The organism is Rhodobacter sp. SGA-6-6 (assembly GCF_011043545.1).
Classification (GTDB): Bacteria; Pseudomonadota; Alphaproteobacteria; order Rhodobacterales; family Rhodobacteraceae; genus Pseudogemmobacter.
Genome location: NZ_JAAKGP010000001.1, coordinates 135,906 through 159,860, shown reverse-complemented (window position 1 = coordinate 159,860; position 23,955 = coordinate 135,906). Strand labels below are relative to the sequence as shown.

Here is a 23,955-nt window from a genome sequence, read left to right as displayed (position 1 = left end):
ATGCCCAGTCTCCTGACCGTCATCCTGAACTGGCGCACGCCGGAGATGACCCTCCGCTCCGCCGAGGCGGCGCTGGCGGCGCTGGAGGGGATCGAGGGCGCGCTGGTCATCGTCGACAACGCCTCGGGCGACGGGTCCTACGAGCGGCTGGCGGCGGAGGCCGAGACGCGCGGCTGGACCACCGGGCCGCAGCGGGTGCGGGTGCTGCAATCGGGCCGCAACGGCGGTTTCGGGGCGGGCAACAACTTCGGCATCCGCGCCGGGCTGCCGGACGGGTCGCAGCCGGACTACGTCTACCTGCTGAACTCCGACGCCTTTCCGGCGAAGGATGCCATCCGCGCGCTGCTGGACCATCTGGAGGCCCATCCGCAGACCGGATTTGCCGGCAGCTACATCCACGGGCCGGAGGGCGAGCCGCACCGCACCGCCTTCCGCTTCCCCTCGATCCCTGGGGAGTTCGAGGCGCAGGTCCGCTTCGGCCCGGTCTCGCGCTTGCTGTCCCGCCATATCGTCGCGCAGCCGATCCCCGAGGCCACCACGCGGGTGGACTGGCTGGCCGGGGCCAGCCTGATGATGCGCCGCTCGGTCCTCGACCGCATCGGCCTCTTCGACGAGACCTTCTTCCTTTATTTCGAGGAGACCGACCTCTGCCGCCGCGCCGCGCTGGCGGGCTGGCCCACCGATTACGTGGTGGAAAGCCGGGTCGCGCATATCGGATCGGCCTCCACCGGGATGAAGGGCTGGACCAGGATCCCGCGGTTCTGGCTCGACTCCCGGCTGCATTACTTCACCAAGAACCACGGCAGCGCCCATGCCCTGCTTGCCACCCTCGCCACGCTGGCGGGCGGCATGCTGTGGCGGCTGCGGCTGCTGATCCAGCGCAAGGACCGCGGCGACCCGCCGCGCTATCTGCGCGACCTTGCCGCCCATCACCTGCGGCATCTTTTCCGGCCCGCCATCGGACTCCCAGGGAACGCGCACCCCCAGGATCGCCCCGCCGTCAAGGGGCAAGGAAGAATGACATGAGCTTCTCGGCACTTCTGATCGGCAACGAAACCCTCACCTCGGAATGCGGGGCGCTGCTCTTGCGGCGCGGCCACGGCATCGCCGCCGTGGTCACCCGCAGCGCCGAGGTCCGGGCCTGGGCCATGGCGCAGGGCCTGCGGGTGGAGCCCTACGGGCCCGACCTCGCCGACCGCCTGCCCGCGGCCGACTGGCTGCTTTCGGTCGCCAACCTGACCGTGCTGCCCGCCGCGGTGCTGGCCCGGGCGGCGAAGGGGGCGGTCAACTTCCACGACGGCCCGCTGCCCGCCCATGCCGGGCTGAACGCGCCGGTCTGGGCGATCCTGGCCGGCGAGGCGGAGCACGCGATCACCTGGCACCTGATCGAGGGCGGGGTGGACCGGGGCCGGGTGCTGGAGGAGCGCCGCTTCGCCATCGCCGGGGACGACACCGCGCTGACGCTGAACAGCCGCTGCTTCGAGGCCGGGCTGGAGAGCTTCCCCGCCGTGCTGGCGCAGCTGGAAACCGGGGTGAACCCCCGCCCGCAGCCCGCCGTCCCCGGCGCCCTGCACAGGCGCAGCGACCGTCCCGCCGCCTTCGGCCGGATCGACTTCGCCCGCCCGGCGGCCGAGGTCGTCCGGCTGGTCCGCGCGCTGGACCATGGCCGCTATTGGAACCCGCTGACCACGGCGAAAATCGACACCGGCGCGCGCGTTCTGAACGTCGGCGCGGCCGAGGTGGCGCAGGGGCAGGGCGCCCCCGGCACCGTTTTGTCCGCCACGCCGGAGGGGCTGGTGGTGGCCTGCGGCTCTGGCGCGGTGCGGCTGAACCGGCTGAGCTGCCAGATCAAGGGCGGTCCGGTCTGCCCCTCCACCGTCACCCAAGCCACGCTTCCGCGGCTGACCGCCGAGGAGGCGGCGCGGCTGACCGCTGCGCTGGCCGAGGCGGCCCCGCGCGATGGCGCCCTGCGCGCGGCGCTGGCCGGGTTGGACCCGCTGCCGCTGGCGGCGAAGCCCGGGACCGCGCCGGACTGGCACAGCCTGCCGCTGGCGGGTGAGTTGCCGACCCTCGCGCTTGCCGCCCTGCGCGCCTCCGGCAGCGCGGCGGCCGATGTGGCCCGCGCCGCCCGCGGCCTGCCCGGCTATCTGGCGGGGTGGGAGCCGCTGCGGCTGGACTCCGGCCCGCTGGGGCAGGCGCTTGCCGCCACCGCCGCGGCGCTGGCCGAACCCGCGCAAGGCTGGCCGCTGGACCTGATGACCCGCGACACGGCGCTGCAGGGCCTGACCCCGCCGCCGCTCGGCCTGTCCGAGGCCGGCCCGATCCCCGGCACCGCCGTCACCCTGACCCCCGGGGCGCTGCATTACGATGCCGCCCGTATCGCGCCCGAGGCGGCGCAGGCGCTGGCCGCCCGCATCGCCCATGTCGCCGCGCAGATCGCCGTGGCGGCGCCGGAGACCCCGCTCTCCGCGATCCCCGCCCTGACCGAGGCCGAGCGCCATGAGGTGATCGAGCGCTGGAACGCCACCGCCCGCGACCACGACCGCGGGTTGATGGTCCATACCGCCTTCGAGGCGCAGGCGGCGAAGACCCCCGATGCCCCGGCGCTGGCCTTCGAGGCCCGCACCCTGACCTATGCCCAGCTGAACGCCCGCGCCAACCGTGCCGCCCATACCCTCATCGCCATGGGCGTCGGGCCCGGCACGCTGGTCGGCCTGTCCACCCGCCGCGGGCTCGACCTCGTGATCGGCGCGCTGGCGATCCAGAAGGCGGGCGGCGCCTATGTGCCGATGGACCCGGCCTATCCGGCCGACCGACTGGCGCTTTTCGCCGAAGACAGCGCCTGCCCGGTGATCGTCACCCAGAGCGACCTTGCCCCGCGCCTGCCCGCCGCGGTGGAGATGCTCTGCCTCGACACCGACGGCCGGCTGGCGCAGGCGCCGGAGGCCAACCCTGTCACCGGCGTCGGGCCGGAAGACGTGGCCTACATGATCTACACCAGCGGATCGACCGGGCGGCCGAAGGGGGTGCAGGTCGAACACCGCAACGTGGCGAACTTCTTCGCCGGCATGGACGACCGGCTCGGCACCGAGCCGGGCACCTGGCTGGCCGTCACCTCGCTGTCGTTCGACATCTCGGTGCTGGAGCTGTTCTGGACGCTTTCCCGCGGCTTCAAGGTGGTGATCTCCTCGGACGAGAACCGGGCGCTGGTCTCCTCGGGCCGAATCGCCAGCGACCGCAGGATGGATTTCTCGATCTACTACTGGGGCAACGACGACGGGCAGGGGCCGAAGAAATACGAGCTGCTGCTGGAAGGCGCCCGCTTCGCCGACAGCCACGGCTTCTGCGCGGTCTGGACGCCCGAGCGGCACTTCCACGCCTTCGGCGGGCCCTATCCGAACCCCTCGGTCACCGGGGCGGCGGTGGCGGCGGTGACCAAGAACATCGCCGTCCGCGCCGGGTCCTGCGTGGTGCCGCTGCACCATCCGGCAAGGATCGCCGAGGAATGGGCGGTGATCGACAACCTGACCAACGGCCGCGCCGGGCTTGCCATCGCCTCCGGCTGGCATCCCGACGATTTCGTGCTGCGGCCCGAGAATGCGCCGCCGCAGAACAAGGCGAAGATGTATGAGGCGGCCGAGCAGATCCGCCGGCTCTGGCGCGGCGAGGGGGTGGATTTCCCGAAAGCCGACGGCACCACTTTCACGGTGAAGACCCAGCCCCGCCCGGTGTCGCCGGAACTGGAGATGTGGGTCACCACCGCCGGCAACCCCGACACCTGGCGCGAGGCCGGCGAGATGGGGGCACATGTGCTGACCCACCTTCTCGGCCAGTCGATCGACGAGGTGGCCGGCAAGATCGCGATCTATCACGAGGCGCTGCGAAAGGCGGGCCACGACCCGGCGCGCTTCAAGGTCACCCTGATGCTGCACACCTGTGTCGGCCGCGACCGCGAGCAGGTGAAGCGCATCGCCGAGGGGCCGATGAAGGCCTATCTCGGCGCCGCCACCGCGCTGGTGAAGCAATATGCCTGGACCTTCCCGGCCTTCAAGAAGCCGAAGGGCGCGACCAAGCCGATGGACATCGACACCCGCGACCTGTCCGAGGAGGATGCGGCGGCGATCCTGGACTACGCCTTCCACCGTTATTTCGACGAATCCGGCCTGTTCGGCGCCGTTGAGGATGCGCTGGCCCGGGTGGAGCAGCTGAAGCGGATCGGCGTTTCCGAAGTCGCCTGCCTGATCGACTACGGCATCGCGCCGGAGAAGGTGATGGAGGGGCTTTATCCGCTGGCCGAGGTGGTGAAGCGCGCCAATGCCGGCGGCGGGGTGGAGGCGGACGATTTCTCCATCGCCGCGCAGATCCTGCGGCACGGGGTGACGCATCTGCAATGCACGCCGTCGATGGCCCGGATGATCGCGCTGAACGAGGACAGCCGGATGGCGCTCGGCCAGGTGCAGACGATGCTGGTGGGCGGCGAGGCGCTGCCCGGCGCGCTGGCCGAGGACCTGCGGCAGGCCGGGGTGAAGCGGCTTCTGAACATGTATGGCCCGACCGAGACGACGATCTGGTCCTCGGTCGAGGAGGTGGGCGCGCCGGAGCCGGTGGTGAACATCGGCCTGCCCTTGGCCAACCAGCAGCTCTACGTGCTGGACGAGACCGGCCAGCCGGTGCCGCCCGGGGTGGAGGGCGAGCTGTGGATCGGCGGCGAGGGCGTGGCGCGCGGCTACTGGCAGCGGCCGGACCTGACGGCGGAACGCTTCCGCGACAACCCCTTCCACCCGGGCCGGATGTATCGCACCGGCGATCTGGTGCGGCGGCGGGCGGACGGCAGGCTGGACTTCCTGGGCCGGGCCGACCACCAGGTCAAGCTGCGCGGCTACCGGATCGAACTGGGCGAGATCGAGGCGGCGCTGGAACGCCAGCCCGGGGTGGCGCAGGCGGCGGTGCTGGTGCGCGAGGACAGCCCCGGCGACCCGCGGCTGGTGGCCTATGTGGTGGGCACGGCGGCGGAACCGGCGCTGCGGGCGGCGCTGGCGGCGGACCTGCCGGACCACATGGTGCCGCAGCATTTCGTGCCGCTGGCGGCGATGCCGCTGACGCCGAACCGCAAGCTGGACCGCAAGGCGCTGCCGAAACCCTCTTCGGCCGCCGCCCCGCAGGCCGGTGTCCCGGCCTTCGAGGCGCCCGCCTCCTCGGTCGCGGCCGATCTGGCGGCGATCTGGGCGCGGGTGTTGGGGGTGGCGAAGGTCGGCGCGAAGGACAATTTCTTCGCCCTCGGCGGGCATTCGCTGCTGGCGGTGCAGGCGCATCGGGAAATCCGCGACCGGATGGGGGCGGCGAAGGTCTCGATCACCGACATTTTCCGCTTCCCGGTGCTGGAGCAGCTGGCGGCGCATATCGAGGGGCCGAAGGCTGCTCCGGCCGCGCCGCCGCCGGTTGCCCCCGTGGCGCAGGGAGACTCCCTTGCCGACGCGATGGAGCGCCGCCGCGCCATGCGGCTGGCGCGGCGCGGGGTCGATGCCTGACGCCGCCCTGACGGCGCTGGCCCGGCAGCTGCTGCCGCCGGGAACCGCGGTGGCCGCCGCCGATCCCGCGCGTCTCTGGCCGCTGCTGGCGGGCGAGGCCCCGCCTGCCGCGGTGCCGGCCCGGCTGGCGGAGTTCTCCGCCGGCCGCCATGCCGCCCGGGCTGCGCTGCAGGCACTCGGCCTGCCGCCTGCGGCGATCCCGATGGCGGCGGACCGCGCCCCGGTTTGGCCCAAGGGGGTGGCGGGCTCGATCACCCATACCCGCCGCGCCTGCCTGGCCGCGGCCCGGCGGGGCGGGGGGCTGGGGATCGACCTGGAAGAGGACGAAGACCTGCCCGCGGACCTGTGGGACAGTGTGCTGCTGCCCGAGGAACAGGACTGGGCGCGCGGGCAGGCGGCGCCGGGGCGGGCGGCGAAGCTGGCCTTCTCGGCCAAGGAAGCCGCTTACAAGGCGCAATATGCCCGCAGCCGGCGGCTGTTCGGCTTCGACACCCTGGCGCTGTCCTTCCATGGCGACGGTTTCACCGCCACCTTCCGCGCCGCCGCCGCCCCCTTCGCCATGGGCGACCGGCTGCAGGGCCGCTGGGGCCGGGCGGCAGGCCATGTCCTGACCGTCGTCGCCCTCTGACGCCGCGCCGCAGCGACGATTTGCCGCGACAAGCGCGGCGGGGCCGCTATTCTGCGGGTCCAATGGACCGGAAAATCCGGCCGCGCCGCAACGGGACGACACATGAACAAACTGATCGCAATAACCTGCGTCATCAGCTGGGCCGGATTCTGGGCCTTCGGCTACCTCGCCCTCTCCGCCGGGGTGGAGGACAGCGCGCAGATCACCACGGCCATGATCCTGGCCGCGGCGGGGCTGTTCACCGGGGTCTTCACCTATCTGAAACTGGCGCGCCGCAGCGATCCGGCACGCTGGAACCGGGTCAGGCCGCCTGAGGGCGCCTGATCCGCCCCGCCGCCTCGATCACCAGCGGGCGCAGGCCGGCGCCGCCCTGATCCAGCAGCGCGAAAAGCTGCGTGCGCATCCGCGGTTCCCAGAAGTCGTTGATATGGTTGGCGAGGCCGGCCAAGCCCTCTTCATGCGGCTTGGTTTCCATGAACATGGCGATCTGGTTGGCCATGCGGATGATCTTTTCAGCGGTGTTGGCCGACATGGGCAGGCTCCGTCACGATTCGGTCGGTATGGGTGAAGGCCTCGAACCTGTCGGGTCGGGCCATGGCGATCAGGGTGATCCCGGCGCGGTCGGCCAGGGCAACGGCATCGGCGGTGGGGGCAGAGACGGCGATCAGGATGCCGCAGCGCATCGCCGCCACCTTCTGCACCAGGTCGATGGAGACGCGGCTGGTCAGCACCACCGCGCCCCGGTCGGTCGCCGCGCCCGAACGCAGGGCCCATCCGGCCAGCTTGTCCAGCGCGTTGTGGCGGCCGACATCCTCGCGCGTGGCCACCAGCGCGCCGCCGGTCCAGAAACCGGCGCAATGGGCGGAGCGGGTGAGGTCGTGCAGCGGCTGGCCCTGCGGCAGCGCGGCCACCGCGGCCATCACCTGCGCCGGCGTCATCCCCAAGCCCCCATGCGGCACCGGGTCCGGCTCGCGCAGCGCCTGGCCGATGGAATCGATGCCGCAAAGGCCGCAGCCGACCGGGCCGGCCATGGTCCGCCGCCGGGCGGCCAGCCGGGCCTCGGCCGCGGGCGCCAGCCATGTCTGCACGTCGATGCCGGTGCCGGCCTCGACCACCTCGACCGACTGGATCTCCTCGGGCGAGGCGATCCCCTCGGTCAGGGCGAAGCCATGGGCGAAGTCCTCGAGGTCCGAGGGCGTCGCCATCATCACCGCCTGGGTGGAGCCGTTGAAGGACAGCGCCACGGCGGTTTCCACGGGCAAAACCCGTTCGCCGGCCACCGGAGCGGGACCGAAGGCCAGCCGGGGCGTGGCCCTCGCGCCCTTCATTCCGCCGCCAGGATACGCCGCGACAGGGCCGCCTGGGCGTTGTATTCCTCCTGCCATTCCGAGGGCCCGTTGGAGGGCGCCACCTGCACCGCCGTCACCTTGTATTCCGGGCAGTTGGTCGCCCAATCGCTGAAGTCGGTGGTGATGACGTTGGCCTGGGTGTCGGGGTGGTGGAAGGTGGTGTAGACCACGCCGGGCGACACCTTGTCGGTGATCTCGGCCCGCAGCGTGGTTTCGCCGGAGCGGCTGGCCAGCCGCACCCAGTCACCCTGACGGATGCCGCGGTCCTCGGCGTCGTGGGGGTGGATCTCCAGCACGTCCTGGTCGTGCCAGACCACGTTCGCGGTGCGCCGGGTCTGCGCGCCGACGTTATACTGGCTGAGGATCCGCCCGGTGGTCAGCAACAGCGGGAAGCGCGGGCCGACCTTCTCGTCCGTCGCCACGTATTCGGTGCGGATGAACTTGCCCTTGCCGCGCACGAAGCCATCGACATGGACCAGCGGCGTGCCTTCCGGCGCCTTCTCGTTGCAGGGCCACTGGACCGAGCCCAGGGTCTCGATCCGCTCGTAGGTCACGCCGGCGAAGGACGGCGTGGTCATGGCGATCTCGTCCATGATCTGGCTGGGGTGAGTGTAGTTCCAGTCCGCGCCCATGGCGTTCGCGAACATCTGGGTCACTTCCCAGTCGGCGTATTGCGCCCGCGGCGCCATCACCTTGCGCACCATGTTGATGCGGCGCTCGGCGTTGGTGAAGGTGCCGTCCTTCTCCAGGAAGGTCGAGCCGGGGAAGAACACATGCGCGTAGTTCGCCGTCTCGTTCAGGAAGATGTCGTGGACGATCACGCATTCCATCGCGGCAAGGCCGGCGGCGACATGCTTGGTGTCGGGGTCGGATTGCAGGATGTCCTCGCCTTGGCAGTAGAGGCCCTTGAAGGTGCCCTCCACGGCCGCATCCAGCATGTTCGGGATGCGCAGGCCGGGCTCGGGGTCGATCTCGACGCCCCAGGCCTTTTCGTAGATCGCGCGGACCTCGGGGTTCTTGACGTGGCGGTAGCCCGGCAGCTCGTGCGGGAAGGACCCCATGTCGCAGGAGCCCTGCACGTTGTTCTGGCCGCGCAGCGGGTTCACCCCCACGCCCGGCCGGCCGATGTTGCCGGTCAGCATGGCGAGGTTGGCGATGGCGATGACGGCGGTGGAGCCCTGCGAATGCTCGGTCACGCCGAGGCCGTAGTAGATCGCTGCATTGCCGCCGGTGGCATAGAGCCGGGCCGCGCCGCGCACCTCTGCCGCCGGAACGCCGGTGAAGGCTTCCACCGCCTCGGGCGAGTGGCGCTCTTCGGCGACGAAATCCATGTAGTCCTGGAATTCGTCCCAGTCGCAGCGGGTGCGGATGAACGCTTCGTCGTAAAGCTTCTCGGTCACGATCACATGCGCCAGCGCCGTCAGGATGGCGACGTTGGTGCCGGGCTTCAGCGCCAGATGGTGGGCGGCCTTGTAATGCGGGCCCTCATACATCTCGGTCCGGCGCGGGTCGACCAGGATCAGCTTGGCGCCATGGCGCAGCCGCTTCTTCAGGCGGCTGCCGAAGACCGGGTGGGCCGAATGCGGGTTGGCGCCGATGACCAGGGCGACATCGCAATGCTCGACCGAGTCGAAGTCCTGGGTGCCGGCCGAGGTGCCGAAGGTCTGGCCCAGGCCATAGCCGGTGGGCGAATGGCAGACGCGGGCGCAGGTGTCGGTGTTGTTGTTGCGGAACACCGCCCGGGTCAGCTTCTGCACCAGGTAGGTTTCCTCGTTGGTGCAGCGGCTGGAGGTGATGACGCCGATCGACTGGCGGCCGTATTTCTCCTGAAGCGCCTTCATCCGGTCGGCGGCATAGGTCAGCGCCTCGTCCCAGGTGACTTCCTGCCACGGATCGTTGATCGAGGCGCGGATCATCGGATTCAGGATGCGGTCCTTGTGGGCGGCATAGCCATAGGCGAAGCGGCCCTTGACGCAGCTGTGGCCGTGGTTGGCCTTGCCGTGCTTGTAGGGGATCATCCGCACCAGTTCGTCGCCGCGCATCTCGGCCTTGAACTGGCAGCCGACGCCGCAATAGGCGCAGGTCGTCAGCACCGAATGTTCCGGGGTGCCGATGTCGATCACCGACTTCTCGTTCAGGGTGCCGGTCGGGCAGGCCTGCACGCAGGCGCCGCAGGACACGCAGTCCGAGGTCAGGAAATTGTCGGTCGCCGCGCCGGCATGGACCCGGCTGTCCCAGCCGCGGCCCTCGATGGTCAGCGCGAAGGTGCCCTGCACTTCCTCGCAGGCGCGGACGCAGCGGTTGCAGACGATGCACTTCGACGGCTCGAAGGTGAAATAGGGATTCGAGTCGTCCTTGGGCAGCCATTCCGGGTTGGCCAGGCCGCTGGTCTCGCGCGGGGCGAAGTGGTTGGCGAGGCGGCCTTCCGGCGGCGCCTCGTAGCGCACGTCGCGCAGGCCGACGGCGCCGGCCATGTCCTGCAGCTCGCAGTCGCCGTTGGCGCCGCAGGTCAGGCAGTCCAGCGGGTGGTCGGAGATGTAAAGCTCCATCACCCCCTTGCGCAGCTCTTTCAGCTTGCCGGTCTGGGTCTTGACCTTGATCCCGGGCGCCACCGGGGTGGTGCAGGAGGCGGGGGTGCCGTTGCGCCCCTCGATCTCCACCAGGCAGAGCCGGCAGGAGCCGAAGGCTTCCAGGTTGTCGCTGGCGCACAGCTTGGGAACGCTGATCCCCAGCTCGGCGGCGGCGCGCATGATGCTGGTGCCTTCCGGCACCGTCACGTCGAAGCCGTCGATGGTCAGCGTGACCATGGTTTTCGATTTCGAGGCGGGGGTGCCGAAATCGCGGTCGTCGGGGATGATGAAGTCTTTCATTCGGCGGCCTCCTTCGCGCGGGCGAAGTCATCGGGGAAATGGGTCAGGGCGCTCATCACCGGATAGGGCGTGAACCCCCCGAGGGCGCAGAGCGAGCCCAGCTTCATGGTGTTGCACAGGTCGGTCAGCACCGGCAGCGCCGCGGCGTCGCCGCGGGCGATGCGGTCCAGCGTCTCCACCCCGCGGGTGGATCCGATCCGGCAGGGGGTGCATTTGCCGCAAGATTCGATGGCGCAGAACTCCATGGCGAAGCGCGCCATCGCCAGCATGTCGGCGGTGTCGTCGAAGACGGTCAGCCCGGCATGGCCGATCAGCCCGTCCTTGGCCCCGAATTCCTCGTAGCCGAAGGGGGTGTCGAACAGCGCGCGCGGGAAATAGGCGCCCAGCGGGCCGCCCACCTGCACCGCCTTCACCGGACGGCCGGATGCCGTGCCGCCGCCGATCTGGTCGACGATTTCGCCCAGGGTCAGGCCGAAGGCCACCTCGTAAAGCCCGCCGTGCTTGACGTTGCCGGCGATCTGCAGCGGGATGGTGCCGCGCGACCGGCCGAGGCCGAAGTCCTTGTAATGCGCCGCCCCCTTGGCCAGGATCACCGGCACTGAGGCCAGCGAGATGACGTTGTTGACCACCGTCGGCCGGCCCATGAAGCCCTGCAGCGCCGGCAGCGGCGGCTTGGCCCGCACCACCCCGCGCTTGCCTTCCAGGCTGTTCAGCAGGCTGGTCTCCTCGCCGCAGACATAGGCGCCGGCGCCGGTGCGGATCTCCATGTCGAAGACCGGGCCGAGCACGCCTTCCGCCCGGGCGATCCTGACCGCCCGTTCCATGATGTCGATGGCGACGGGATATTCGCTGCGGATGTAGACATAGCCCCTGGTCGCCCCGCAGGCGAGGCCGGCGATGGCCATGCCCTCGATCAGGGTGAAGGGGTCGCCCTCCATCAGCATCCGGTCGGCGAAGGTGGCGCTGTCGCCCTCGTCGGCGTTGCAGACGATGTATTTCTGCGCCCCCGGCGCCTCGGAGACAGTCTTCCACTTGATGCCGGTGGGGAAGCCCGCGCCGCCGCGGCCGCGCAGGCCGGACTCGGTGACCTCGGCCACGATCTCGGCCTTGGTCATGCCCTTGGCCCGCTCCAGCCCCGCCAGGCCGCCATGGGCCCGGTAATCCGCCAGCGACAGCGGGTCGATCACGCCGCAGCGGGCGAAGGTCAGCCGGGTCTGCGCCTTCATCCAGGGCAGGTTCTCGACCACGCCGAGCGCCTTCGGATGCGCCGCCAGGTCGCCGAACAGGCTGGGCACATCGGCCACCGTCATCGGGCCGAAGCCGAAGCGCACGCCGCCGATGTCCACCTCGGCCAGCGGTTCCAGCCAGACCATGCCGCGGCTGCCGTTGCGCACCAGTTCCAGCGCCACGCCGCGATGCGCGGCCTCGGCCTGCAGGGCGGCGGCCACTTCGTCGGCGCCAAGCGCGACCGCGGCGGAATCGAGGGGGAGCCAGACCTTCATGCCGTCACCTTCGCCACCAGAGCCTCGGCCGTCGCCCGGCCGACCAGCTTGCCGTCCACCATCGCCGAGGGGCCGCAGGCGCAGAGGCCGAGGCAGAACACCGGCTCCAGCGTGACCGCGCCGTCGCGGCTGGTCTCGTGCCAGTCCAGCCCCAGCTTGGCCTTCACCTGATCGGCCAGCGCATCGGCGCCCATCGACTGGCAGGCCTCGGCCCGGCACAGCTTCAGCACATGCCGCCCGGCGGGGCGGGCGCGGAAATCGTGGTAGAAGGTCATCACCCCATGGGCCTCGGCCTTCGAGATGTTCAGGTCCGCCGCGATGATCGGCAGCGCGGCCTCGGGCACATGGCCGAAAGCCTCCTGCACGGCGTGGAGGATGGGCAGCAGCGGACCTTCCATGCCCCGATGGGCATCGAGGATCTCGCGGACGCGGGTTTCGAGGTCGAGGGAATCCAACATGCGGGCGGCCTTTAGCTAGCTCTCCCAAGGATGGGGCCGAACGATAGGAAATTCAATCCCAATATGCCGTTGATTGATAGGAAAGTCCTATCAGGAGTAACGCCGCATCCCTCGCGACGCTTCGTCGATCAAAGCCGACAGCACCGGCGTCTGCGGGTCGCGGCGGGCGGCGATCAGGCCGACGACATGCTCGGCCTCGGGATCGACGATGGGCACCGCCACCAGCCGCCCGGTCTCGGCGAAAAGCCGCGCCAGCCGCATCGGCACGATCGAGGCCCAACGTCCGGTCATCACATGGGAAATCAATGCGATGGTCGAGTTCGATTCGATCTGCGCCGCCGTCTGCGCCCCGGCCTCGCCCAGATGCTGGTTCAGGATGCGGCGGTTCTGCATGTCGCCGGTCAGCAGGCACAGGGGCTGCTCGGCCGTCTCTGCCCAGGTCACGCTGCTGCGCCCGGACAGCGGGGTGCCGGGGGCGCAGAGGAAGCGGTAGAACTCGGTATAGAGCGGCACCTGCAGCACCCGGCCGAGCGGCTCGTTGTCCAGATAGGTCACCCCGGCGTCCAGCTCCAGCGACTCGATCTGGGCCAGGATCTCCACGCTGGTGCGCGACAGCACGGTGACCTTGACGTTCGGATGGCGGGCGGTGAAGGGGCCGGTCAACTCGGCCACCATCGGCAGGGCGGTGGGGATCACCCCCAGCCGCAGGTTGCCCGACAGGCCGGCGCGGACCGACCGCATCTCGTCGCGCAGCGCCCGGGCATCGGCGACGATCTTCTGCGCCCGGTCCAGCACCCGCTGCCCCTCCGGCGTCAGGCCCTGGAAGCGGCTGCCGCGGAACACCAGCTGCACGCCCAGCTGATCCTCCAGCTGGCGGATGGCCGAGGACAGCGAGGGCTGCGTCACCCCGCAGGATTCCGCCGCGCGTCCGAAGTGACGCTCGCGCGCAAGGGCGATGAACATCTCCAGCTTGTCGATCATGGCCGCCAGCCTGCCCCGCCGGGCGCGGCGGGGCAAGCCGGACGCCCTGATTTTCGGCGAGAATCAGGGATTGCTTGCCGCGGCGGGGCCAAGGGCTTACCTGTCGCGCATGAGGCACCTTATCCCCTTCCTGCCGAAGCCCGCCACCGTGCCGGTGATCCGGCTCCACGGCACCATCGGCACCGGCCCCCGCAACCTCAGCGATGCCGCGCTGGCGCCGCTGATCGAGAAGGCCTTCCGGTCGAAACCCGCGGCGGTGGCGCTGGCGATCAACTCGCCCGGCGGGTCGCCGGCGCAGTCCAGCCTGATCTCCGCCCGCATCCGCCGGCTGTCCGAAGAAAAGCGCGTCCCGGTCCATGCCTTCGTCGAGGACATCGCCGCCTCGGGCGGCTACTGGCTCGCCACCGCCGCCGATCACATCTGGGCCGACCGCGCCTCGATCATCGGCTCCATCGGCGTGATCCATGCCGGCTTCGGCTTCCCCGAGTTCCTGGCCCGCCATGGCATCGAGCGGCGGGTGGAAACCGCCGGCAAGTCGAAGAGCTTCGCCGATCCCTTCCGCCCGCAGACCGAAGAGGACATCGCCCGCATCCGCGCCCTGCTGACGCCGATGCACCAGATCTTCATCGACCAGGTGCAGTCGCGCCGGGCCGACAGGCTGGCGCCGGGCAAGGACTTCTTCAACGCCGACATCTGGCTGGGGGACGAGGCCGCCTTCCTGGGTCTGGTCGATGGCATCGCCCATCTGAAGCCGAAGCTGATGGAGCTTTTCGGGCCGAAGGTCCGGCTGGTGTCCTACGGCCCGCGCCGCGGGTTCCTGCAGCGGATGGGGCTTTCGGTGGTGGACAGCACGCTGGGCGCGGTGGAAGATCGGGCCCTCTGGGCGCGATACGGGCTTTGAAGGGATGCTGGTCAAGATCATCCTCGTCTTCCTGCTGGCGATGGTGCTGGTCGGCATGATCGGCAAGCTGCTGTTCCCCTCCGCCCTGCCGCGGATGACCCGCCGCCGGGGGCGTTGCCCCGACTGCGGCCGGCCGCTGATCGGCAAGTCCTGCAGTTGCAAGGGCAAGGCATGACGGCGCTGGTTACCGGGGCGGGGCGCAGGCTGGGCCGTGCCATGGCGCTGTATCTCGCGCAGCGCGGCCATGACGTGGCGATCCATTTCGCCACCTCGCAGGACGAGGCCGAGGAGGTCGCCCGCGACATCCGCGCCCTCGGCCGCCGCGCCGTGACGCTGAAGGCCGACCTGCTGGACGAGGCGCAGGTGGAGACCCTCGTCCCCCGCGCCACCGACGACCTCGGCCCGCTGACGGTGCTGGTCAACAACGCCTCGATCTTCGAATACGACCGGATCGACACCTCTACCCGCCGCGGCTGGGACCGGCATATGGAATCCAACCTGCGCGCGCCTTATGTGCTGATCCAGCACTTCGCCCGCCAATGCCCGCCCGCCGAACCCGACGAGGCCGGCGAGCCGCTGGCGAAGGGGCTGATCGTCAACATGCTGGACCAGCGGGTGTGGAAGCCGACGCCGGAGTTCTCGACCTATACCATCGCCAAGATGGGCCTCTGGGCACTGACCCGCACCGCGGCGCAGGGGCTGGCGCCGCACATCCGAGTCAATGCCATCGGCCCCGGCCCGACGATGCAGGGCGCCCGGCAGTCCGAAAGCCACTTCTCCCGCCAGCGCGCCAATACCATCCTGAACCGCGGCGCGAACCCCGCCGATGTGACGGCCGCCCTGGGGTTCTTCCTCGACAGCCCCTCGGTCACCGGGCAGATGATCGCGGTGGATGGGGGGCAGCACCTGGGCTGGCGGACGCCCGACGTGCTCGGCCCCGAATAGCCCCCGGGGGCGCCGCCAGGACCCGCGCCGCCAAGGGGTGCGGCAAAGTTGTCCACCTTGGCCCCGCGCTTCACATGGCTGTTACGAAAAGGCCTGATTTCTCAAGCGTTTGCCAATCGGTAAAGAATCTTTCGTTGAAAATCATTCGGTTGCATATCTGCCTAAAATTTAGGCAGATCACGGAATCCAGCCGAAAACAACGAGAATCCTGCGGTCGGCAAATCTTCTCCGCAGGGTTATCCACAGAAACGGTGGACAGCTTTCCTCTTGCCCCCGGCCATGGTTCATTGCAGCCAGCCGCCAGAATCGCAGCATCCGAAACCGACCTTTCCGCATGACCGAAAAGCCCCGCACCGGACACGAGGTGATCGCCGATCACCTGCGCACGCTGGACGCCTCGCCCGGCGTCTACCGGATGCTGAATGCGGCGTCGGAGGTGCTTTACGTCGGCAAGGCGCGCAACCTGAAGGCGCGCGTTTCCAGCTACGCCCGGCCCACCGGCCATTCGCTGCGCATCCAGCGGATGATCGCCGAGACCTGCTCGATGATGTTCCTGACCACGCGCACCGAGGTCGAGGCGCTGCTGCTGGAACAGAACCTGATCAAGCAGCTGAAGCCGCGCTACAACGTGCTGATGCGGGACGACAAGAGCTTCCCGAACATCCTGATCGGCAAGGAGCATCCCTTCCCGCAGATCAAGAAGCACCGCGGCGCGAAGAAAGAGAAGGGCAGCTATTTCGGCCCCTTCGCCAGCGCCGGCGCGGTGAACCGGACGCTGAACCAGTTGCAGAAGGTGTTCCTCTTGCGCAACTGCAGCGACCCGATGTTCGAAAGCCGCACCCGGCCCTGCCTGCAGTTCCAGATCAAGCGCTGCTCCGCCCCCTGCGTCGGCCGGATCTCCGAGGTGGAGTATGCCGGGCTGGTTGCCGATGCCGAACGCTTCCTGTCCGGCAAGTCCACCACCGTGCAGGCCGATCTGGCCAAGGCCATGGCCGAGGCCAGCGCGGCGATGGAGTTCGAGCGGGCGGCGGCGCTGCGCGACCGCATCCGCGCGCTGACGGCGGTGCAATCGGCGCAGGGCATCAACCCCCGCGGCGTGACCGAGGCCGACGTGATCGCCCTGCACCTGGATCACGGCCAGGCCTGCGTGCAGGTCTTCTTCATCCGCGCCAACCAGAGCTGGGGCAACCGCGACTTCTACCCCCGCACCGGCTCCGGCGCCGAGGAGCCGGAAATCCTCGAAGCCTTCCTGACCCAGTTCTACGACGACAAGGACCCGCCCCGGCTGATCCTGCTGTCGCATCCGGTGGAAAACCCCGATCTGGTCACCCAGGCCCTGTCCGACCGGGCCGGCCGCAAGGTGGAGCTGGCGGTTCCCCTGCGCGGCGAGAAGGCCGAGCTGGTCGAGAACGCCGCCCGCAATGCCCGCGAAAGCCTCGCTCGCCGCATGGCCGAGGGCGCGACGCAGAACAGGCTGCTGCAGGGGCTGGCCGAGGCTTTCGGGCTGGACGGCCCGCCGCAGCGGATCGAAATCTACGACAACGCCCATATCCAGGGCTCGGACCCGGTGGGCGGCATGGTGGTTGCGGGGCCGGAGGGCTTCGTCAAGTCGCAATACCGTAAGTTCAACATCCGCAGCGAGGCGGGGGCGAACAGCGACGACTTCGGCATGATGAAGGAGGTGCTGTCGCGCCGCTTCGACCGGCTCTTGAAGGAAGACCCGGACCGCAGGACCGAGGCCTGGCCCGACCTGCTGCTGATCGACGGCGGCGCCGGGCAGGTCTCGGCGGTGGCGGAAATCCTGGCCGAGATGGGGGTGGACGACATTCCCGTGGTCGGCGTCGCCAAGGGCATCGACCGCGACGCCGGGAAAGAGGAATTCCACCGCCCCGGCGAGGCCCCCTTCGCGCTGCAACGGAATGACCCCGTCCTCTACTTCATCCAGCGCCTGCGCGACGAGGCGCACCGCTGGGCCAACGGCTTCCACCGGGCGAAGCGGGCCAAGGCCGTGGGCGCCACGCCGCTGGACGAAATCCCCGGCGTCGGCGCGGCGCGCAAGCGCGCGCTCTTGGCGCATTTCGGCTCGGCCAAGGCGGTGGCCCGCGCGGCGCTGCCGGACCTGATGGCGGTGGACGGCATCTCCGAGGCGATGGCCGAGACCGTCTACAACTTTTTCCACCGCGACTGACGGCGGGTAACGGTTTCTGAACCGCTGCCATGGCAGACCGGGGCCGTTCCAGCAGCAGGCCCTGCCATGCACCGCCCCCCTGACAGACAGGCTTCCGGTCCTGAAATCCCGGTCCCGGCCGACGGGCTGATCTATTCGCGGACCAATCCCAACGGTCTGATCCTCTCGGCCAACACCCTGTTCCGGGCGCTGGCGGGCTACGACCTGGCCGAACTGCGCGGCGCGCCGCACAAGATCGTCCGCCACCCCGACATGCCGCGCGGCTTCTTCCACCTGTTCTGGTCGCTGTTGAAGGCGGGCGAACCGGCGGTCGGCTATGTCCGCAACCGCAGCCGGGACGGCGGCTTCTACTGGGTGCTGGCCTGCGCCATCTCCTGCGCCGGCGGCTTCTTCTCGATCCGCATCCGCGCCGCCTCGCCGCTTTTCGCCATCCTGCGCGAGGAATATGCCGCCCTGCGCCGGCGCGAGAAGGCCGAGGCGCTGTCGCCGGAAGCCTCCGCCGCCGCCCTGCTGACCCGCTTGGCGCAGCTGGGTTTCGCCAGCTACATGGAATTCATGGCCCGGGCGCTGGCCGAGGAGATGCGCGCCCGCAACCTGGCGCTGGCCCGGCAGGACGATGCCGACGGCGAACACCTCGCCCGGTTGCTGGCGCTGCTGTCCGAGGTGCAGCAGGTGCAGACCGCGCTGGTGCAGCAATTCTCGGCGCTGATGCTGCTGCCGGTGAACATGCGCCTGATCGCCGCCCGGCTGGAGCCGCAGGGCGGCCCGATCAGCCAGATCTCGATGAACTACAAGACCGCCTCGGACGAGATCGCCCGCAGGCTCTCCAGCTTCGTCCTCGGCGAGTCCAACCTCTCCGCCCGCATGGCCGCGGGGGTGCGGTGCAGCCTCGTCCTCACCCATTGCGCCCGGTTGCAGGCCGAAGTCGTGGCCCGCGGCAACGAGGAGGACCGCGCGCTGGACGCAGAGGAACGCCGGGCCGAGGACGGCATCCTGCGCGAGGTGGCGGCCTGCTGCATCCGGCAGGCGCAGGAGGCGCTGGCACAGGCGGGGCGGGTGGCCGCCGACCTCAGCGCGGCCTCCGGCGAGGTGCGGCGGATGGTGCTGGGGCTGGACACGATCCGCATCCTCGGCCGGGTCGAAAGCCGCCGCGACCTGCTGTCCGAGGCCGCGATGTCCGCCACCATCGACCGGATCGACGCGGTGCAGGGCGGGATTTCCGAAGGGCTGAAGGTCCTGACCGACCTGACCTCGGCCATCCACCTGCAACTGTCGCTGCTGCAACGCCCCGGCACCCTGCCGGTGGCGGCGGAGTAGCGCCGACGGTCATGCCTTTCTGCGGCGGCGATGCCGCTTCTCCCGTCGGGCGCAACTGCTGACCCCGGGCCGAGGATTTCCCAGTCCGCAAGGCGTCCTTTCTTCCGGTGGACGAGCTTGTCCCGGTCCTCCGCCCGCAACGGTTCTTGCAGCGCCCCGGCATCCCCGGCTCCGGTCAGCAACTGCGCGCACCGGCCGCCGGTCCCCGGTTCTCCGTCCGCGCCTGTCATCGCAGCGTTTCCGGTCCCCCGCCGGCAGCAGCGGAACACGCCGCCGGCCATGCTGCCCTGCGGCGGCGATGCCCCCTTCCCCCCCGGTCGGGGGTGGGCTACCAATGCGGCATGACCTGGACGATCCCGAACACGCTGACGGTCCTGAGGTTGCTGGCCGCCCCGGGCGTTGCCATCATGTTCCTCTATTTCCACCGTCCCTGGGCGGACTGGTTCGCCCTGGCGCTTTTCGTCGGCGCCGCGATCACCGACTGGTTCGATGGCTACCTCGCCCGGCTGTGGAAGCAGGAGTCGAAGTTCGGCGCCATGCTGGACCCGATCGCCGACAAGGCGATGGTGGTGATCGCCATCATGGTCATCACCGGCTACAACGGCATGAATCCCTGGCTGATCCTTCCCGCCACCGTGATCCTGTTCCGCGAGGTCTGCGTTTCCGGCCTGCGCGAATACCTCGGCCCGCGGGTGCAGCTGAAGGTGACCAGGCTGGCCAAGTGGAAGACCACCGCCCAGATGGTCGCCATCGCGGTGCTGTTCCTCGGCACCGGGCTGGAATACCTGAACGTGCTGGCGCTGGAGGGGATGACGCCCGAGCAGCATATCGAGGCGGTCGCCGCGGGGCAGGCCGAGGCGATCCGCACCTGCGGCAACCGCGACTGCGCCTCCTATGCCAATCTGGTGGGGATCGGCCTGCTCTGGCTGGCCGGGATCCTGACCGCGCTGACCGGCTGGGAATATTTCCGCAAGGCGATGCCCTATCTGCGGGACGAGCGATGATCGAGGTGCTCTATTTCGCCTGGGTGCGCGAACGCATCGGCCTGCCGCGCGAGAAGGTGGAGACCGCGGCCCCCACCGTGGCGGCGCTGGTCGAGGAGTTGCGCGCGCGGGAAGAGCGCTATGCGCTGGCCTTCGCCGACCTTACCGCCCTGCGGGTGGCGCTGGATCAGGAGCTTGCCGCCTTCAACGCGCCGCTGGCGGGGGTGCGCGAGGTCGCCTTCTTCCCGCCGATGACCGGGGGCTAGGATGCGGGTCGCGGTCCAGACCGCGCCCTTCGATCCGGGCGCCGAGGCCACGGCTTTCGCCGCCGGGGTGGCAGAGGCGGGCGCCATCGTCACCTTCACCGGCCTGGTGCGCGGCGACGGCGGCCGCATCGCCGCGATGGAGATCGAGCATTACCCCGGCATGACCGAACGCGCCATCGCCGCCATGCTGGACAAGGCCGCCGGCCGCTGGCCGCTCTTGGACGCGCTGGTGATCCATCGCCACGGCCGGCTGGTGCCGGGCGAGCCGATCATGATGGTCGCCACCGCCGCCCCGCACCGGGGCGAGGCCTTCGCCGCGGCCGAGTTCCTGATGGACTGGCTGAAATCCCGCGCGCCGTTCTGGAAGAAGGAGATCGGCCCGGGCGGCGCGGAATGGGTGGCGGCGAAGGACAGCGACGAGGATGCGCTGACCCGCTGGTAAGCTCCTCCTTCGCCTTCGGCTAGTCGTCGCGAGGAGTGCCCGAAGGGCATCGACGAGCGGTCAGACCTCCGGCACCGCCAGCCCCAGCCGTCCGGCCAGTTCTGCCAATGCCGCTTGCTCCGCCGCGCCCCAACCCGCCGCGCGCGACAGGAACAGCACCGCCTGGCTCTGGTGGATCAGCCCGTCCGACAGGATCTTCAGGTGGTTCGCCCGCAGCGTCTCGCCGGTCGAGGTGATGTCGGCGATGGCTTCCGCCGTCAGGTTCTTCACCGTGCCCTCGGTCGCGCCCTGGCTGTCGACCAGCGCATAGTCGGCCACCCCGTTCGCGGTCAGGAACTCGCGCACCAGCCGGTGGTATTTGGTGGCGATCCGCAGCCGGTGGCCATGCGCGGCCCGGAACGCCGCCGCCGCCGCGTCCAGGTCGTCCAGCGTGTCCACGTCGATCCAGCCCGCCGGCACTGCGATCACCAGATCGGCATGGCCGAAGCCCATCGGCGCCCAGTCCAGCACCTGCGCCGACCAGTCCGCCAGCTTGTCCCGCACCAGATCGGAGCCGGTCACGCCCAGATGCACCCGCCCCGCCGCCAGCTCGCGCGGGATTTCCCCGGCCGACAGCAGCACCAGCTCCACCCCCGCGATCCCGTCCACCGCGCCGGAATATTCCCGCTCGTTGCCGGTGCGCGCCATGGTCACGCCGCGGGCGCCGAACCAGTCGAAGCACTTCTCCATCAGCCGGCCCTTCGAGGGCACCCCGATCTTCAGCATCAGATGGCCCCCTTCAGCCGCGCCACCAGCCCCGGCCGGACGATCCCGCCCACGGCGGGGATGGACCGGCCGGCGCCGAGGACGGCGGTCAGCGCGTCGTAGCGCCCGCCCGAGGCGACGGGGGGCATCCCCTTCGGCCCGTGGAAGGAGAAGACGAAGCCGTCGTAATATTCCAGCGTGGTGCGGCCGTGGCTGGCCTCGAAGGGCAGCGCCGCCACGTCGATCCCCCGCGCCGCCAGCGCGTCGAGCCTTGCCGCGAAGGCCTCCACCGCCGGGCCGATGGCCGGCAGCAGCGGCGCGATCCCGCGCAGGTGGGCCAGGGCGGCCTGCGCCGGGGCCTCCAGCGACAGCAGGTCGTAAAGCAGCGCGGCCTCGGGCGCGGCGATGGCGGGCGCTTTGGCGTCCTCGATCAGCGCCTCGGCCCGGGCGGCGATGTCCTCGGGGCTGCGCAGGCCGACCAGCGGGCCGGCGGCCTCGATCAGCGCCTCGGGGCTGCCGGAGCGCAGCCGCTCCAGCAGGGCGGCGCGGGCGGGGGGCATCGGCGCGCGGCCGGCGAAACGGTCCAGCAGGGCGCGGAACCGTTGCGGCCGCCAGATGTGCCGCAGGAGCGCGGCCTTGCGCCGCTCGGTGGTGGACAGCCCGCGCACGGCGGCCATCAGGATGCCGATGTCGCCGGTGGCGGGGCGCAGGTCCATCCCCGCCAGCACCCCCTTGAACAGCGCGAAGACCTCGGCATCGGCGGCGGTGGCGTCGCGGTCGAAGACCTCGTAGCCGACCTGCATGTATTCCCGCGCGCGGCCGTCCAGATGCTCCTGCCGCCGGAACACCTCGCCCATATAGGCATAGCGCGCCGGCTCCGCCCCGCCGGACATATGCGCCTGCACCACCGGCACGGTGAAGTCCGGCCGCAGCATCATCTCGCCGTTCAGCGGGTCGGCGGTGACATAGGCGCGGGCGCGGATGTCCTCGCCATAGAGGTCCAGCAGGGTGCCGGCGGGCAGCAGGATGTCGGCCTCCACCGCCACCGCACCCGCGGTCAGGAAGGCGGCGTGCAGCCGCTCCGCCTCGGCCCTTGTGGCGGCTTTCGGCGTCATTTGCCCAGCATCTTCCGCACTTCGGCGACCAGATCGGCCCGCGGCACTTCCACCTGGGCGGGACGGTCCTTCCATTCCTCCAGCGTGGCGCTTTCGGCGATCCTGGCGCCGAGGATCAGGTCCTTCAGGATCACGCTGCCCTTGCCGGCCTCGTCCCAGCCCTGGATCACCGCCACCGGCGACTGCCGCTTGTCGGCATATTTCAGCTGGTTGCCGAAGTTCTTCGGGTTGCCCAGATAGACCTCGGCCCGCAGCCCGGCGGCGCGCAATTCGCCGACCATCGCCATGTAATCGGCCATCCGGTCGCGGTCCATCACCGTCACCACCACCGGCCCGGCGGTATCGCCGGTGCTGCGCCCCTTGGCCCGCAGCGCGGCCAGGAGCCGGTCGATCCCGATGGAGATGCCGGTGGCCGGCACGTCCTGCCCGGTGAAGCGCTTGACCAGCCCGTCATAGCGCCCGCCGCCGGCGACCGAGCCGAACTGCCGCTTGCGGCCCTTGTCGTCGAGGATCTCGAAGGTCAGCTCCGCCTCGAACACCGGCCCGGTATAGTAGCCGAGGCCGCGGACGACGCCCGGATCCAGCACGATCCGGTCGGAACCGTAGCCCTGCGCCTCCAGCAGCGCCGCGATGGTTTCCAGCTCCGCCACGCCCTCGGCGCCCACGGCCGATGCGCCGACCAGTTCGCGCAGCCGGGCGCAGGTCTCGGCCCCGGTTGCGCGTTTGGCGGAGGTGAAGCCCATCACCACCCCGGCCTGCTCCGCCGACAGCCCGGCGCCCTTGGTGAAGTCGCCGCTCTCGTCCCTGCGGCCCTCGCCGAGAAGCGCCCGCACGCCGTCCTCGCCCAGCCGGTCGATCTTGTCGATGGCGCGGAGCACGATGCCGCGCTCGGCCTCCCTGTCGTCGCCGGCCAGACCGGCGACCTCCATCACCCCGTTCAGCACCTTGCGGTTGTTGACCTTGACCACATAGTCGCCGCCGAGGCCGAGGGTCTCGAACACATCCGCCAGCATGGCGCAGATTTCCGCATCCGCCGCGACCGAGCCGGACCCCACCGTATCCGCATCGCATTGGTAGAACTGCCGGAACCGCCCCGGCCCCGGCTTCTCGTTGCGCCAGACCGGACCCATGGCATAGCGGCGATAGGGCGACGGCAGGTCGTTGCGATACTGCGCCGCCACCCGCGCCAGCGGGGCGGTCAGGTCGTAGCGCAGCGCCAGCCAGTCCTGGTCCTCGTCCTGCCAGGCGAAGACGCCTTCGTTCGGGCGGTCCACGTCGGGCAGGAACTTGCCGAGCGCCTCCACCGTCTCCACCGCCGAGGTTTCCAGCGGGTCGAAGCCGTAGCGGTGATAGACCTCGGCGATGCGGTCCAGCATCGCCTTGCGCTCGGTGACTTCGGCGCCGAAATAATCGCGAAAGCCCTTGGGCGTCTCGGCGCGGGGACGGCGGATTTTTCCGGTCGACATGGAGGGAACCCTTGCATCGGTCGGCGCTTCCTGTAGCGGATGGGCCTCGTGCGGGCAAGCGGGGGTGGCGATGGATCGGGTCGAGGTGCTGGAGGAGAAGGTCGCGCATCTGATGCGGGCGGTGGAGGACCTGTCCGACGTGGCCGCCCGCCAGGCGCGCGAGATCGAGGTGCTGGAACGCCGGGTGCGCCTGCTGATGGAACGTGCGGCCGAGGAAGAGGCGCTGCAGGGCGAGGGGCCGGCGGCGAACGTGAAGCCGCCGCATTGGTAAG

The 23,955-nt window shown here is 70.2% G+C and carries 22 protein-coding genes; 13 read left to right on the top strand and 9 right to left on the bottom strand.

Annotated elements, in window-relative coordinates; genetic code table 11:
• The 4 genes from G5B31_RS00725 to G5B31_RS00710 all read left to right on the top strand — a co-directional run bounded on the left by G5B31_RS00725 (position 1) and on the right by G5B31_RS00710 (position 6,480).
• The gene (locus G5B31_RS00725) at positions 1 to 1,026 is read left to right on the top strand and encodes a glycosyltransferase (protein WP_165012813.1); all 1,026 of its coding nucleotides are present in this window, start codon (positions 1 to 3) and stop codon (positions 1,024 to 1,026) included.
• Positions 1,023 to 5,528, top strand: coding sequence for a MupA/Atu3671 family FMN-dependent luciferase-like monooxygenase (locus tag G5B31_RS00720; protein WP_165012811.1), 4,506 nt, complete (start codon positions 1,023 to 1,025; stop codon positions 5,526 to 5,528). The genes G5B31_RS00725 and G5B31_RS00720 overlap by 4 nt, the downstream gene beginning before the upstream one ends.
• On the top strand, positions 5,521 to 6,156 hold the full coding sequence (locus tag G5B31_RS00715) for a 4'-phosphopantetheinyl transferase (RefSeq protein WP_165012809.1): 636 nt from the start codon (positions 5,521 to 5,523) through the stop codon (positions 6,154 to 6,156). The genes G5B31_RS00720 and G5B31_RS00715 overlap by 8 nt, the downstream gene beginning before the upstream one ends.
• A gap of 102 nt (positions 6,157 to 6,258) precedes the next feature.
• Positions 6,259 to 6,480 carry a hypothetical protein gene (locus G5B31_RS00710; protein WP_165012807.1) on the top strand — a complete coding sequence of 74 codons (222 nt, stop codon included), beginning with the start codon at positions 6,259 to 6,261 and terminating at the stop codon, positions 6,478 to 6,480.
• On the opposite strand, the gene G5B31_RS00705 is transcribed toward G5B31_RS00710, so the two are convergent.
• From G5B31_RS00705 to G5B31_RS00680, 6 genes are all read right to left on the bottom strand, one after another.
• Positions 6,458 to 6,688: a formate dehydrogenase subunit delta gene (locus tag G5B31_RS00705; RefSeq protein WP_165012805.1), complete on the bottom strand. Its 231-nt coding sequence runs from the start codon at positions 6,686 to 6,688 to the stop codon at positions 6,458 to 6,460. The genes G5B31_RS00710 and G5B31_RS00705 overlap by 23 nt on opposite strands.
• Positions 6,669 to 7,484: a formate dehydrogenase accessory sulfurtransferase FdhD gene (fdhD, locus tag G5B31_RS00700; protein ID WP_165012803.1), complete on the bottom strand. Its 816-nt coding sequence runs from the start codon at positions 7,482 to 7,484 to the stop codon at positions 6,669 to 6,671. Before fdhD ends, G5B31_RS00705 begins: the two co-directional genes overlap by 20 nt.
• On the bottom strand, positions 7,481 to 10,375 hold the full coding sequence (gene fdhF / locus G5B31_RS00695) for a formate dehydrogenase subunit alpha (RefSeq protein ID WP_165012801.1): 2,895 nt from the start codon (positions 10,373 to 10,375) through the stop codon (positions 7,481 to 7,483). The genes fdhD and fdhF overlap by 4 nt, the downstream gene beginning before the upstream one ends.
• On the bottom strand, positions 10,372 to 11,877 hold the full coding sequence (locus G5B31_RS00690; protein ID WP_165012799.1) for an NADH-quinone oxidoreductase subunit NuoF: 1,506 nt from the start codon (positions 11,875 to 11,877) through the stop codon (positions 10,372 to 10,374). The genes fdhF and G5B31_RS00690 overlap by 4 nt, the downstream gene beginning before the upstream one ends.
• A complete protein-coding gene (locus G5B31_RS00685) occupies positions 11,874 to 12,335 on the bottom strand; it encodes a formate dehydrogenase subunit gamma (RefSeq protein WP_165012798.1) in 462 nt (153 codons plus the stop codon). Before G5B31_RS00685 ends, G5B31_RS00690 begins: the two co-directional genes overlap by 4 nt.
• Positions 12,336 to 12,425: 90 nt before the next feature.
• Entirely contained in the window at positions 12,426 to 13,316 is an 891-nt protein-coding gene (locus G5B31_RS00680; RefSeq protein WP_165012796.1) for a LysR family transcriptional regulator, read from the bottom strand.
• Between the two features lie 109 nt (positions 13,317 to 13,425).
• On the opposite strand from G5B31_RS00680, the gene G5B31_RS00675 reads away from it, so the two are divergent.
• The 8 genes from G5B31_RS00675 (at position 13,426) to G5B31_RS00640 (ending at position 20,358) form a co-directional block, all read left to right on the top strand.
• A complete protein-coding gene (locus G5B31_RS00675) occupies positions 13,426 to 14,217 on the top strand; it encodes a S49 family peptidase (RefSeq protein WP_165012794.1) in 792 nt (263 codons plus the stop codon).
• 4 nt (positions 14,218 to 14,221) lie between these two features.
• Positions 14,222 to 14,392: a hypothetical protein gene (locus G5B31_RS00670; RefSeq protein WP_165012792.1), complete on the top strand. Its 171-nt coding sequence runs from the start codon at positions 14,222 to 14,224 to the stop codon at positions 14,390 to 14,392.
• Positions 14,389 to 15,162, top strand: coding sequence for an SDR family oxidoreductase (locus tag G5B31_RS00665; protein ID WP_165012790.1), 774 nt, complete (start codon positions 14,389 to 14,391; stop codon positions 15,160 to 15,162). The genes G5B31_RS00670 and G5B31_RS00665 overlap by 4 nt, the downstream gene beginning before the upstream one ends.
• A 334-nt stretch (positions 15,163 to 15,496) precedes the next feature.
• Entirely contained in the window at positions 15,497 to 17,350 is a 1,854-nt protein-coding gene (gene uvrC / locus G5B31_RS00660) for an excinuclease ABC subunit UvrC (RefSeq protein ID WP_165012788.1), read from the top strand.
• A 66-nt stretch (positions 17,351 to 17,416) separates the two neighbouring features.
• Positions 17,417 to 18,667: a PAS domain-containing protein gene (locus G5B31_RS00655; RefSeq protein ID WP_165012786.1), complete on the top strand. Its 1,251-nt coding sequence runs from the start codon at positions 17,417 to 17,419 to the stop codon at positions 18,665 to 18,667.
• A gap of 341 nt (positions 18,668 to 19,008) precedes the next feature.
• Entirely contained in the window at positions 19,009 to 19,671 is a 663-nt protein-coding gene (gene pgsA, locus G5B31_RS00650) for a CDP-diacylglycerol--glycerol-3-phosphate 3-phosphatidyltransferase (protein WP_165012784.1), read from the top strand.
• Positions 19,668 to 19,916, top strand: coding sequence for a molybdopterin converting factor subunit 1 (gene moaD, locus G5B31_RS00645; protein WP_165012782.1), 249 nt, complete (start codon positions 19,668 to 19,670; stop codon positions 19,914 to 19,916). Before pgsA ends, moaD begins: the two co-directional genes overlap by 4 nt.
• Position 19,917: 1 nt before the next feature.
• Entirely contained in the window at positions 19,918 to 20,358 is a 441-nt protein-coding gene (locus tag G5B31_RS00640; RefSeq protein ID WP_165012780.1) for a molybdenum cofactor biosynthesis protein MoaE, read from the top strand.
• A gap of 60 nt (positions 20,359 to 20,418) precedes the next feature.
• Here G5B31_RS00640 and hisG read toward each other — a convergent pair whose 3' ends face one another.
• Genes hisG through hisS form a run of 3 tightly spaced genes read right to left on the bottom strand, consistent with a single transcriptional unit; the run spans position 20,419 to position 23,683 of the window.
• Positions 20,419 to 21,126 (bottom strand): ATP phosphoribosyltransferase, encoded by a 708-nt coding sequence (gene hisG, locus G5B31_RS00635; RefSeq protein ID WP_165013717.1) that lies wholly within the window; start codon positions 21,124 to 21,126, stop codon positions 20,419 to 20,421.
• Complete coding sequence (locus G5B31_RS00630; protein WP_165012778.1) at positions 21,123 to 22,217, bottom strand: ATP phosphoribosyltransferase regulatory subunit; 1,095 nt, start codon at positions 22,215 to 22,217, stop codon at positions 21,123 to 21,125. Before G5B31_RS00630 ends, hisG begins: the two co-directional genes overlap by 4 nt.
• Positions 22,214 to 23,683 carry a histidine--tRNA ligase gene (gene hisS / locus G5B31_RS00625; protein WP_165012776.1) on the bottom strand — a complete coding sequence of 490 codons (1,470 nt, stop codon included), beginning with the start codon at positions 23,681 to 23,683 and terminating at the stop codon, positions 22,214 to 22,216. Before hisS ends, G5B31_RS00630 begins: the two co-directional genes overlap by 4 nt.
• A gap of 70 nt (positions 23,684 to 23,753) precedes the next feature.
• Here hisS and G5B31_RS00620 point away from each other — a divergent pair, with 70 nt between their 5' ends.
• On the top strand, positions 23,754 to 23,954 hold the full coding sequence (locus tag G5B31_RS00620; RefSeq protein WP_165012774.1) for a SlyX family protein: 201 nt from the start codon (positions 23,754 to 23,756) through the stop codon (positions 23,952 to 23,954).
• Position 23,955: the final 1 nt, after the last annotated feature.